Source organism: Paenibacillus pasadenensis, assembly GCF_023715725.1.
Classification (GTDB): domain Bacteria; phylum Bacillota; class Bacilli; order Paenibacillales; family Paenibacillaceae; genus Paenibacillus_O; species Paenibacillus_O pasadenensis_A.
This window is the reverse complement of record NZ_JAMBOT010000002.1, coordinates 211,294-222,935: the sequence shown is the minus strand read 5'-3', so window position 1 is coordinate 222,935 and position 11,642 is coordinate 211,294. Positions and strand designations below refer to the sequence as shown.

The following is an 11,642-nucleotide window of genomic DNA, read 5'->3' as shown; positions in this document are numbered from 1 at the left end:
CCTCCCTATTCAATCGTAATCCACTGATCCGAACGTTTTTTATAAGCATCGAAGATGCGCGTTAAATGCAAGGAGTCTTTAAGCGTCGAACGGGTGATTTTTTTCCCTTCCAAGACGTGGCTGGCAAAATAATTAACGCTCTGCACCATGCCCTGCAGCAGCAGGTTTTTGTTGTAAATCTGTCCAAGAGAATATTCCGGCTCCCATAATACAGGGCCGTCCGCAGGATCATCCCCGATGTAAATCGGAGCTTTGCCGTACTCGCCGCTGCCCTTTTTCCCTTTGTAGTAAATGAGCCTCATTGCGTTATCGATGACGACATTTTGCTTGTCCCCGATGACCTCAAAACGTTCGAGCGGGCTTGTCTCCGCCTGCGTGGAGGAAAGCTGCAGCGAGCCGATTGCGCCTGACTTGAACTTCAGCAGCGTCTGGACATTGCCGCTTGGCTGATGCTCAATAAAACACATCTCCTTCACATCGCCCATGAGGTAGTGAATGCCCGACATCGGGTGGCAAATATCCAGAAACCAATGCAAGCTCGTTCTGGTGTTAATCTCCGGCTGAAACGGCGACAGCGTCAGCGGGTAACGCCCGTTAATCGACACCGATTCTCCAAATTCAGGACGGTCGAGAATTTGCCGAGCCTTTTCAAACGTCGGGTAAAAATAGCGTTTGTTGGCCACCAGAACAAATTGGCCTGATTTATCTTCAAGCTCCAGCAGGCGTTCCGCCTCTTCAGCCGTATAGGCTACCGGTTTCTCAATCCAGACCGGCAAGCCGGCGGCAAGGATATCCGGCACGATTTTCGGGTAGAGCGGATGGCCGTTCTGGTCAAAGTTCAGCACGACAAACACCGCGTCCAGCTGTTCCTTTTTGAGCATCTCCAGATGGCTCGTATAGGCTTTGTCAGCACCGAACCGTTTACGGTAAATTTCCGCGCGCTCTGCATTCAGATCGCATACTGCGACCAGATCAATCGGCGCATAATCAAACGTCGGATACACATTGCGGAACGCATGGGCGCCGCAGCCGATGAAGCCTACTCTGATTTTCCGGTCGTACTCGTAATTGAATTTAATGTTGTACATATCCACGTCCCTCTCTGCTGAATGTCTGTTATTCGCCGATCGTTTTGCGGTCAGGCGCGGAGTAAGCGATAATCATGCGGCATGGCTCCCAGCTGGTGACCTTTGCATTATGCGGGACGTTGCGCGGAATCCGCAGCAGCATGCCTGGCTTGAGATGAACAACCTCGTCTCCAAGCGTGTGGTCGCATTCGCCGGAGAGAACAAAGATAACCTCTTCGCAGTTGGGATGGATGTGGCGGGGATTTTCCGTGCCCGGATGGATAAATACCATGCCGAAGGTTAACTCGCACTCGGAATCGATTTCTTGACCCATCAGCCACTGAAGCCCGCCCCATTCTACGGGATACATGTATTTTTCTTCATTTGCATTTGTCACTGTTGCCATATCGATCTCTCTCCTTTTTTGTACGTCAGAAATTTATTTAACTGCCCCGTCGGACATGCCTTCCACGAATTGACGCTGAAAAATCAGGTACACGATAATGCTCGGAATCATGCTAATAACGGTGCCTGCAAAGATCAGGCCAAAGTTGGTGGAATTCTCGCCCTGGAAGGACAGCAGACCAAGCGATAACGTGAAATTCTCGTTGGAGATCAGCAGCACTAGAGGAAGCAGGAAATCGTTCCAGATGCTCATGAACGTAAACACGAGCAGAGCTACGACTGCGGGCTTGGCAAGCGGGAGCATGATGGAAAAGAACGCTCTCCATTCCGACGCGCCGTCCACATAGGCTGACTCTCTTAATTCCTTCTGGATATCCTTCATCGTGTTCCGCATCAGGAAGACCGAAAACGGAAGGGCCAGTCCAGCGGAAACAAGCACCACGCCCGAAAGCGAGTCTACAAGCCCAATGGATTTTAATTGATAAAAGACGGGGATGATGATGGCTTGGACCGGAAGCGCCATGCCGAGCAGGAACAGATAAAAAATCAGATTGTTTCCTTTAAATTTGATCTGCGCAAAGGCGTATCCAGCCGGGCAGGCTACGATGAGAACAAGCAGCATGCCGCCAATCGTAATGATCGTGGTGTTCCAGAAGTAAGTGCTGAAGTTGCCCAAGTCCCACGCCTTGGCATAGTTATCGAAACTCCATGACTTCGGCAGGGAGAAGGGCTGATTGACAATTTCCATGTTGGTTTTGAAGCTGGCCAATACAGCCCAGAAGATCGGCAGCGTTACGACCGCAAGCAGCACGAGCAGAACGGTCCATAACAGGACTTGCGGGTTAGCCAAACGTGTCCGCATGTTCTATTCCCCCTTATCCCGCCAATAGTTGAAGGCGATCGTCAGTCCGATAACAATAATGCCGAGCACGACGCTTCCAGCCGACGCATAGCTGACCTTGTTCATGCTGAAAGCCGCTTTGTACACATAAGTCGCCACCACCTCGCTTTTGTAAAAGGGGCCTCCCTGGGTCATAATCCACACAAGGCCAAAGCCTTTCAAGGCGTGGATGACAACCATGCTGACGACGACGTTCATCGTGTTTCGCAGGCTCGGCACGGTAATGTTCCAGAACTTGCGGAGCGGGCCCGCACCGTCAATATCTGCAGCTTCGTACATGGAATTGTCAATGCTTTGCAAGCCTGCCAGAAACAGAACCATATACGTGCCGTAGAACGCCCATGTGCTGGTGATTACGAGAGCGGGGATGACAATAGACGGTTCTCCAAGCCAATTTTGCGCCAAGGCTCCCAGCCCTACTTGTCTGAGAAATACATTAATCGCTCCATAGGATGGCTCGTAAATTTTGGACCACAGCACCCCGATAACCGCGAGCGAAAGTACGGATGGCAGATAAAATCCGGCCCGGAAAAACATCTTTCCCCGTTTCAGCTTGGCGATCATTACGGAAATAGCGAGCGTCGGCAATATCATTAGTACAAGCGAAAGCACGACCCAATAAAAGTTGTTAAACAGAGATTTGAGGAAGATCGGATCTTGCGCTAATTGCGTGTAATTAGCGGCTCCGACAAAGTTCATCGTTGGCGCCGCCCCGTCCCAATCAAAAAAGCTGAGACGAACCGCATCCGCCATCGGATAAAGCATAAACAGGATGTATAGAATTAACGCGGGGGAAAGAAACGAAAGAATGATTAACATACGTTTGATGCTGCGTTTTCCTTTTGAAGCAAGCCGGTTGGCTTCATTGACGGATGAAGGATTCACCACCATATTTGTTGTACTCATTGCTATCCCTCCAAGGGTTGCATGACATACGGGCCTTCACTTTGAAGCGCTTTCAATTCTTCTTGTAATTCGCCTACTTCCGGATTATTTCTTCTTGACCTGATATCCGGCAGCCCGATCCTTAACCGCTCCAGCCTCAATATTGTCCATCGCCTGTTTTGGCGTCACCAGACCGCCAAGCAGTCCTTGCAAATTCTGATAGTAGGCTTCCTTCGCTTCCGGTCCGATAAATACGGTCGGATTGTAGCCAAATCCGTTTTCGATATCCTTGATGGCCTGCGCCAGCACAGCTCCTGCCGGTTGAATGCTTGCCGAGCTGCTGGATGCCGGGATCAGGTTATAGGTCGGATCTCCCAAGGTGATTTCGCTGAAGTCCTTCGATAACACAAAGTTCAGCCAAGTCTCCGCCAAATCTTCGTCCTCCGCCTTCGACGGCACGACCCATGTGAGTCCGATTCCGCCCGTAGGGCTGGCCGTTTTGCCTTCAATAAAGGAAGGCATCGTGAACGCTGCCATGCTGTCTTCCAGCTTCTGATCGGCAATATCGGAAATCAGATACGTGCCCTCAATTTCCATTGCCGCTCTTTTGCTAAGCAGAGAAAATTTCGAATCCGCTTGCGTAAGGGTAACGGCTTCCTTCGGAATGTAGCCTTGTTTAACCCAATCCTCCAGCGTCTCGGCCGCTTTAACGAACTCAGGCGCATTCCATTTGCCGTCTCCGTAAATCAGATTTTCAACGGCTTCACGGCCCGCAACAGACTCCATAATGTTCGAGAAAATCCAGCCGATTGCATAACCGTTTCTGGCTCCGACCGTAATTGGCGATACGCCGGCTTCCTTCAGCTTCTCCAGCATGGACATGAACTCATCCTTTGTTGCAGGAGTAGTAACGCCATGTTTATCAAAGATATCCTTGTTGTAAAACACCATAATGGCATCTAATGTATGGGGCAGCTCAAAAATGTTTTCCTCGCCGGCTACAAGCTCGTAAGCGGTTGGCCTCAGCTGTTCTTCCCATTTATTTTTCGTGTAGAGCTCGTTCAGCGGTTTAATCAAGTTCACATCGGACAGCGTTTTCACCCGGCCCGGTCCCGCGTTAATCAGAATCGCGTCAGGCGGGGTAACGCCCGATTGCAGCATCGTCGTCAGCTTGCCGGATTCCACCTTCACCTCGCCGGCTACCAGCTCCACTTTAATGTCGGGATGCAGCTCTTTGAACTTGTTCACGACTTTTTCCCACAGCTTTTTCTCGGTGTCGTTATAGTAATTCGGAACCAATAAATCCAATGTCTGCGCACCCGTATTCCCAGCCCCAGCAGATGGATCGGTTTCGTTAGACGCTGCTGTATTTGGGCTGCCGGAAGGAGATGAACATCCGGATAATAAAGCGATTACAATAATTCCGCTCATAACGTATTGGCCTTTCATACTTTCCCTCCCCTTGAATGTGGTTGACGGCCCGTCTTAAAGCAACTATAAATAATATAAACCCGAAGAACAATGGTACATTAAGTCGAAAAAAGAGTAAAAATAATGGTTCCTCCTGTAGTTCAACCTTGAAATTTGGCCAATACAATGACACTACTCCTTGAATAGAGGTGGGAGTTAATGAAAATATCTCTTTCTTTATTTGCCAAGTTATTCCTTACATTCTCAATTCTAACATCCGCATCACTTACGCTCACCGGATACGTGACCTATCGAAATATGGCGGCAACATTAAACAACAATTTGGATAAAGAAACAAACGCTTATTTGGATCAAAAAATGAAAGCGTTAACAATATTTGTGAATGACATCGACCGGATGGGCAGCTCCATCTCCCAAAGCCCGGCCGTCTCGGATTTTTTGAAAAATACGGATCAGGATGTTTACTTTTCCTCCTTCCGGCAGCTGGATGGTTTAGTTGAACGCATTCATGCGATTCGCCCAGAAAATATCGGCATCACGATCGTAAGTGATAACGGGTTTACCTATAATTTTGGCTACACGCTCAGCGACCGCCAAATTCCGTTTCAGCAATTTCCGTGGCTGCCTCCGTCCCATTCTTACATGGATAAACCATTTCTTACGCCCTTGCACGACCGGCCTTATGTCGCCGTTAAAGAGCTGCAGCCTGTTTTTTCATTTGTCCTCCAGCTTACAAGCAACAATTTGAAGGAGCATGGCTTGCTGATTATCGATTTTCCCATGGAAGTACTGAATGATTTTTTTGAGACTTCCCCGTCCTCAGCAGAGCTTTCCGGGGTGTTTGTTACCGATCAGAACGGCGCGATTGTTCACCCCGTGAGCCAGCCGTTTATTACAGCAAAGGATTTAACGGATATGAACGGAACCTCTCGGATGGTTAAAAACGATACGTTCTACAAGGTCATTCACAAGCGGGATTCGGCAACCGGCTGGACGTTAGGCGCTTATTTTATGGAGGATCAGCTTTACGCATCCATTGATCAATTCCGCAATTCAACCATTGTCACAATTATTCAGACGATACTTCTCTGTCTGATCGCTTCCTTTTTCATCTCCCGCAGCATTGCGAGCCCTATTCAGAAGCTCAAACGATTGATGAAGCAGTTCGGAAGCGGCGACTTGGACCAATACTTTGAAATTCAGCGGAAGGATGAAATAGGCGCGCTCGGCGTCGGTTTTAACGGGATGGTGAAACGGATCAAGGAATTAATTCAGCTTGTTTATTACGAGCAAAATGAAAAGCGCAAAGCCGAGGTCGCTGCTCTACAGTCCCAGATCAATCCGCATTTTCTGTATAACACGCTGGAATCCATTAACTCCCTGGCAAGGAAGCATAAAGAGCCTGAGATCAGCAAAATGATCGTTATGTTAGGCAAGCTGTTGAGGATGAGCATCAGCACACATGATGATCTGGTCCGCATCGAGTCAGAGCTCGAATATGTGCAGTATTATTTGGAGATCCATAAATTCAGGCTGCAGAGACCGATTGATTATGAAATTACGATGGATGACGAAATGCGCCAGCTGTACACCGTCAAATGGATTTTGCAGCCGATTATTGAAAATGCCATTATTCACGGATTAGACCGCAAACAGCATGGCGGCAGCATTAAAATTACCGGCTGGAGCGATGGAGAGGATATCTTTATTCAAGTAGCCGATCAAGGCGTTGGCGTCGCTTACGAGCAGCTGCAGCAGATGCGGCATCATCTGCAGCATGATTCCGACCATATGACCAAGCAGGAAAAAAAGGTCGGGCTGTACAATGTCCAATCCCGCATTCAGCTTCATTTTGGCAAAAACTACGGTATATATCTGGATAGCGTCTTGCATGAGGGCATGAAGGTAACCGTGAAAATCCCAAGGAGGACGACGAATGAATCCCTATAAACTGCTTATCGTCGACGATGAATGGATGGTGTCGGATAGCCTGCGCACGATGGAGGAATGGCAGGAACGGAACATCGAGGTGATCGGGACCGCTTCCAATGGCGAGGAGGCAATTCAGCGTCTGGAGACCGAGCATGTGGACTTTATGATTACCGATATTCAGATGCCGGATATGGACGGGCTGCAGCTGCTTCAGCATGTTTATGAAAACAACCCTGGCTTGCAGGTAGTGGTTATCAGCGGCCACACTGAATTTTCGTATGCCCATACCGCATTGAAATATAAAGCAAAAGGTTATGTGCTTAAACCGCTCGATACGGATGAACTGCTTGGTATTATTGACGAAATGATCGCTGCGCATGCGTTGAAGGGATCGGCTGCTGCAGAACCGGAGCCGGTTGAAGCCGGTTCCCTAACGTATCAGGAGTCCGTCGTACAGCGCGCCAAAACATTTATTCAGGCCCACTTAGACCAGCCCATTTCCTTGGCTGACGCGGCCGAGGAGGTTCATCTGACCGCCCATTACTTCGGCCAAATGTTCAAAGCGGTTACCGGCGAAACCTATCTGTCTTACCTGACCAAGATGCGAATGGATAAAGCATGCGAGCTGCTTAAAAACCCCGAGCTCAAGTTATACGATATATGCCGCCAGGTCGGATATGTGGAATCGAATTATTTTTCGAAAGTTTTTTATAAGACAAAAGGGCAATTACCTAAAGAGTTTCGGCAGGAGCACTTTAACGGTCAAGCTGATTAGAGCTGAATAAGCTCGCTGAGCTGCGTTAAGTCATCCGCGTATTTTCATAAAACGGCATCTAAAACTTCCAGCTTAGTATTCGTCAGTACTTTCCAAGTTATTGAACTGGAACTGCTATAATTTGTAAAAAAAGCTTTAGGTCTGTAGTTTGTGTCATAGTTCAAAGTAACTGAAAATCGGTCACTACTTAACGAATAATAACCGATGCTGGCGGAGGTTGGTCTCCAAGTGTCAACATGCAAATAAAATAGATTCTGTCCGCCATTAGCTGGAATACTACTAGGAATTTCCGATTCAAGACTTCCTGAATAAATGGAAATAAAAAGATAGAAACGACTATTGTTAATAATTTGAAACTCTTGAGAACCCCTAACTTCAATAGAATTGTCATCAGAGCAGTTATTCGGTATAAATATTCTCGTAACAGCCACTAACAAAATAAACAAAACCAAGATCATACCTAAATTCATGTCTCTACCTCCTCGTCCTATACTACAACTTATGAGAAATGAAGAGACACGGTGCGAGTTTTACGCACATATAAGAGCCCTTTTCACGTTAGAAAAGGGCTCCGTCAACTGAAATCTGTGGTAAACGTATGCGCAAAATTTAGGAATTTTTAACCGTAAATACATCGCCCTTTTCTCCGCCAAACACAATCATACCGCCTTCAGGCAGCACAACGGATTTATTGCCGTGAACCTTTGAAAAATGCACCGCCGTGCCTTTTGCGTCAAAAACAGCAAATCCCCCGCTTGCCGGGCTCTTGACCGTGATTACCTTTTTGGCTGACTTTTTGTCGATTTTGTACCATACAGCCTCACCGTTCGTAATGCGAATCGATTTGGTGTTTTGAGGAAACGCTCCAATGGCAGCCTCGCTGACATACGTTTCTCCGTTAATGGTTAAATACTCCTTCTGATTCTTCTTATAAAATTCCAGATCAAACGTATCTCTTCCGCCCATAATCGGGATGGCGATTGCATTAACAGCCTTATTTGCATTCACTATTTTTGTGCCATAGACGTATCCGTTATCCGTATCTACAGCTATTTCTTTGGTCAATATGGCTTGTGCCAGATATGCCATAGAGGTGATTTTTTCATCCAAGCGGTAATATTTTTTGCCGTTTCGTTGTTCCCACGCTTTTTTGGCAGCTTGATTTAGCGGGTTGCGATCCAGCTTTTGATACAGATAAATGCCGTTAACGACTTGGCCTAATCCAGGTAAGGTCATGTATCCGTAATATTTGAGATACGTTTTGCCGTTCTCCGCCTGCTCAAAGCTTATGGCCGCACTACCGTCCTTGTTTTTGAACTGCCCGTCCCCTGTGTAAACGAATGTTTCAGGAGGAGCTGGACCTTCAGCGACTACAGGGATAACCTCTCCGTTTTTAATGTCCAGTTGAACTGTGCCGCCCGGATGACCGTACAAACCGGAGAAAGCCTGCAAATCCGCCGGCATGTCCACTTTAACAGCTGGCTCAAACGTTCGGTCTGGCAAAATTTCTTTTATGATTCCTTTATCTTTGATGTATTCCAATAAAATTTTCGATGCCATGAGGCCATTGAAGGTAGACGCCCCTCCTGAAGAAAGCACCGCCATTGAGATATCGTACTCCGGCAGCGTAACCACGCTGGAGTGATACGCTTGCGTGTCCCCGCCTTTGGATAATGCGGTAATTCCATAGTCATCAAACGGCGCCAGCTGAACGGCATCCCAGCCAAGGCCATAATTAATGAGGTTGGATGTTTCCGATATCCACACTCCTTTTTCGTATTCATGGCTTTGCATCGCTTCTGCCGACTTCTCCGATAAAACATTCTCATAGTTTCCGATAAGAACATCGGCGAACTTGCTCACATCCTCAGCGGTGGAGTAAATGCCTCCCGCCCCAATCACATTCACCGTTTCAACGGGTAAAGCCTGATCTAACCCTGGCATATAAGCTTTGGCGAGTTTATTTCGGTTAAACGAATCCAGCGGCGTTTTGGTCGAGTTTAACTCAAGAGGGTTGATAAAATGTTTTTGCAAAAATTTAGTGTAGCTTTTGCCGCTCACCCGCTCAACCAAAAGCTCTAACAGCTGGAATCCGTCGTTGCAATAAACCGAAAATTCGCCCGGCTCAGCCTTTAAGCGCTGGTGGCGCAATCGGTTCAACAACTCATCATGAGCTTCCGTATCGCTGTCATCGAACAAAAAGCTGTTTTTTAACGTACTGCCGTTTAATCCCGAGGAATGATTCATCAGCATGCGCGGTGTTATTTTTTTATACCGTTCATCCGCCATTTTAAATTCTTTCAAATACATCGTGAGCGGTTTATCCAGATCAATTCCATTAGACTCGACCAGCTTCATCGCAGCCGCCGTCACATACATTTTACTTATCGAACCTGTTCCGAACATCGTATCCTTCGTTACCGGCGTTTTTTTTGCTTTATCCTGCACACCGGCGCTGCCTGATAATACAACATCTCCGTCATCCCTGATGGCGTACTGAATTCCGCTAACGCCGTAATCGGATACGATTGTTGCTGCCATTTCCTTTGCCTTTTGTTCAACAGATTGTTGAACCGGCAGAGCAGACGCTGAGCTGACCGGAACAACGGCAAGCACAGCGGCCATGAATACAAAAAGCTTTTTCTTCATGAAATACTGCCTCCTTTAAATTGGCTATCTAGGTAATTCTCGTTTAAGGGGCAGATACCTTTTTTATAAATCCAATTACTGGTGAACAAAATCATAGCTTTTTAATGAAATAAAAAAAACGCAACCCAGATCAGGTTGCGCTGGATATTATTTTATCCAAAAAGATTGGAAAGTTCGTCTGCATATAACGCGACAACTGCAATCGCAATGGCAAGATTGAGCAGTGCCGGAATCATTTTGCCGATCGGATGTTTAACTCGAAGATGTGTGACAACCGCAACGAGCATCATAATGCCGATCAGCACGGCTGCCCAAGCGGCAACACCCGCGTACCAGTAACCGATCACAAGTCCTACGGCTCCGATAATTTGCACAAACCCCGTAACCGTACGGAACCATTGAGGCAGCTTAATGGAATCAAACAGCTCCACCTGATGCTGCGCTCCTGTAATTTTGCTGATGCCGAAAAATGCCATAGAGAAAAGCAGCCAACTTTGAAGTACGATCGCCAGTATATGCACCTAAATCCCCGCCCTTTTAGCTTTTGTTTATCTGACACCTTTCAGTGTCCTATCTGATAATATAATACCAGCGCTTTTCCTGTAAAGACATTCGTTTAAAGTATTTAGTGGAAATTTCAATTGATGTTCGGTAAAGCTGCTTGACCCTGACATTAGTGTCAACGTTTATACTAACGTTACAATTACCTCAATTTATCGGAAAGGGAGCAAACCATGACTCGACAGCCATTGCCTGCATGGGCCGCCCAATATTTAAATTATATCCAAGTTCCGGTTCAGGAACCTTCTTATGAATATTTAACAAGGATCTGTACCGCCCATCTCAATCGGATTCCTTTCGAAAACATTAGCACTTTGATGAATGTTAAAGCTTATCATCAGCAAAAACATCTAGAGCAGGATGTACAGAAGTTTGTGGAGCAGCTCTATCAGCATCATATGGGCGGAACCTGTTATGTCCTGAACAGCAGCCTGCATGAATTGCTGAAGCGGCTTGGATTTCACTCTCGTTACGCTTTACTGGGCGGCGGGCATGCCGCGCTGCTCGTCCGGCTCCCGGATGAACAAGAAGAACTGTATGTGGATTGCGGGAACAGCGCTCCTTTATTTGAGCCGATGCGCTTGGAGAGTGATCCTCACCAGGTATCCAGCTACTGCGGGATAGAGATAAGGTTCAGCCCGGGAGACGAACCCGGAACGTACACCTATCACAGATCGGTGGATGGAAAAGAGCTCACTGAGATGAACTGGACGTTTGATGCCCGAATACAGTACGGCTTTAATGATTTCCAACAAGCAATTGCCCATTATTACAAGCCGAACGGGTTGTTCACCTCTTCGCTGCGCTGCCAGCTCTGGCAGCTGGAGCAGCAGCGATCCCTATCGTTAGTCAACAATGTGCTCAGCATCCGCAACAGCCTCGGCCAGGCCGAAAAACGGATATTAACGAACCGCAATGAGATCCGTGAAGTGATCGACAGTGAATTTAACCTACCGAAGCTGCCTGTGGAAAAGGCAATGGATGTTCTTGAAGAACTGGGAATCGATGTGTTTCAATCGCAATAACGGAAAGAGGC

General features: G+C 47.3%; 11 protein-coding genes. 3 read left to right on the top strand and 8 right to left on the bottom strand.

The annotated features are described in order from the left end of the window. Positions 1–5: 5 nt before the first annotated feature. The 5 genes from M3223_RS06385 to M3223_RS06365 all read right to left on the bottom strand — a co-directional run bounded on the left by M3223_RS06385 (position 6) and on the right by M3223_RS06365 (position 4,707). Complete coding sequence (locus M3223_RS06385; protein ID WP_251560194.1) at positions 6–1,088, bottom strand: Gfo/Idh/MocA family protein; 1,083 nt, start codon at positions 1,086–1,088, stop codon at positions 6–8. Positions 1,089–1,116: 28 nt separating this feature from the next. Next, entirely contained in the window at positions 1,117–1,473 is a 357-nt protein-coding gene (locus tag M3223_RS06380; protein ID WP_251560192.1) for a cupin domain-containing protein, read from the bottom strand. A gap of 33 nt (positions 1,474–1,506) precedes the next feature. Next, positions 1,507–2,334 carry a carbohydrate ABC transporter permease gene (locus M3223_RS06375; RefSeq protein WP_251560190.1) on the bottom strand — a complete coding sequence of 276 codons (828 nt, stop codon included), beginning with the start codon at positions 2,332–2,334 and terminating at the stop codon, positions 1,507–1,509. A gap of 3 nt (positions 2,335–2,337) precedes the next feature. Next, a complete protein-coding gene (locus tag M3223_RS06370; protein WP_251560188.1) occupies positions 2,338–3,279 on the bottom strand; it encodes a carbohydrate ABC transporter permease in 942 nt (313 codons plus the stop codon). An 84-nt stretch (positions 3,280–3,363) separates the two neighbouring features. Further along, positions 3,364–4,707 (bottom strand): ABC transporter substrate-binding protein, encoded by a 1,344-nt coding sequence (locus M3223_RS06365; RefSeq protein WP_251560186.1) that lies wholly within the window; start codon positions 4,705–4,707, stop codon positions 3,364–3,366. 180 nt (positions 4,708–4,887) lie between these two features. Between M3223_RS06365 and M3223_RS06360 the strand changes: the two genes are divergently transcribed. Both M3223_RS06360 and M3223_RS06355 read left to right on the top strand, forming a co-directional pair. Then, positions 4,888–6,639 carry a cache domain-containing sensor histidine kinase gene (locus M3223_RS06360; RefSeq protein WP_251560184.1) on the top strand — a complete coding sequence of 584 codons (1,752 nt, stop codon included), beginning with the start codon at positions 4,888–4,890 and terminating at the stop codon, positions 6,637–6,639. Next, positions 6,626–7,396 (top strand): response regulator transcription factor, encoded by a 771-nt coding sequence (locus M3223_RS06355; protein WP_251560182.1) that lies wholly within the window; start codon positions 6,626–6,628, stop codon positions 7,394–7,396. Before M3223_RS06360 ends, M3223_RS06355 begins: the two co-directional genes overlap by 14 nt. 44 nt (positions 7,397–7,440) lie before the next feature. On the opposite strand, the gene M3223_RS06350 is transcribed toward M3223_RS06355, so the two are convergent. From M3223_RS06350 to M3223_RS06340, 3 genes are all read right to left on the bottom strand, one after another. Then, positions 7,441–7,866 carry a hypothetical protein gene (locus M3223_RS06350; protein WP_251560180.1) on the bottom strand — a complete coding sequence of 142 codons (426 nt, stop codon included), beginning with the start codon at positions 7,864–7,866 and terminating at the stop codon, positions 7,441–7,443. Between the two features lie 139 nt (positions 7,867–8,005). Further along, complete coding sequence (locus tag M3223_RS06345; protein ID WP_251560178.1) at positions 8,006–10,045, bottom strand: serine hydrolase domain-containing protein; 2,040 nt, start codon at positions 10,043–10,045, stop codon at positions 8,006–8,008. A gap of 152 nt (positions 10,046–10,197) precedes the next feature. Next, positions 10,198–10,566 carry a DoxX family protein gene (locus tag M3223_RS06340; RefSeq protein WP_251560176.1) on the bottom strand — a complete coding sequence of 123 codons (369 nt, stop codon included), beginning with the start codon at positions 10,564–10,566 and terminating at the stop codon, positions 10,198–10,200. Positions 10,567–10,779: 213 nt separating this feature from the next. Between M3223_RS06340 and M3223_RS06335 the strand changes: the two genes are divergently transcribed. Beyond that, positions 10,780–11,631 carry an arylamine N-acetyltransferase gene (locus M3223_RS06335; protein WP_251560174.1) on the top strand — a complete coding sequence of 284 codons (852 nt, stop codon included), beginning with the start codon at positions 10,780–10,782 and terminating at the stop codon, positions 11,629–11,631. Positions 11,632–11,642: the final 11 nt, after the last annotated feature.

Bases quoted from the DNA above. Each gene is read 5' to 3' on its own strand.
- M3223_RS06370 (WP_251560188.1), bottom strand. From the start codon at position 3,279: ATGAGTACAACAAATATGGTGGTGAATCCTTCATCCGTCAATGAAGCC.
- M3223_RS06350 (WP_251560180.1), bottom strand. From the start codon at position 7,866: ATGAATTTAGGTATGATCTTGGTTTTGTTTATTTTGTTAGTGGCTGTT.
- M3223_RS06335 (WP_251560174.1), top strand. From the start codon at position 10,780: ATGACTCGACAGCCATTGCCTGCATGGGCCGCCCAATATTTAAATTAT.
- M3223_RS06355 (WP_251560182.1), top strand. From the start codon at position 6,626: ATGAATCCCTATAAACTGCTTATCGTCGACGATGAATGGATGGTGTCG.
- M3223_RS06375 (WP_251560190.1), bottom strand. From the start codon at position 2,334: ATGCGGACACGTTTGGCTAACCCGCAAGTCCTGTTATGGACCGTTCTG.
- M3223_RS06365 (WP_251560186.1), bottom strand. From the start codon at position 4,707: ATGAAAGGCCAATACGTTATGAGCGGAATTATTGTAATCGCTTTATTA.
- M3223_RS06385 (WP_251560194.1), bottom strand. From the start codon at position 1,088: ATGTACAACATTAAATTCAATTACGAGTACGACCGGAAAATCAGAGTA.
- M3223_RS06380 (WP_251560192.1), bottom strand. From the start codon at position 1,473: ATGGCAACAGTGACAAATGCAAATGAAGAAAAATACATGTATCCCGTA.
- M3223_RS06345 (WP_251560178.1), bottom strand. From the start codon at position 10,045: ATGAAGAAAAAGCTTTTTGTATTCATGGCCGCTGTGCTTGCCGTTGTT.
- M3223_RS06360 (WP_251560184.1), top strand. From the start codon at position 4,888: ATGAAAATATCTCTTTCTTTATTTGCCAAGTTATTCCTTACATTCTCA.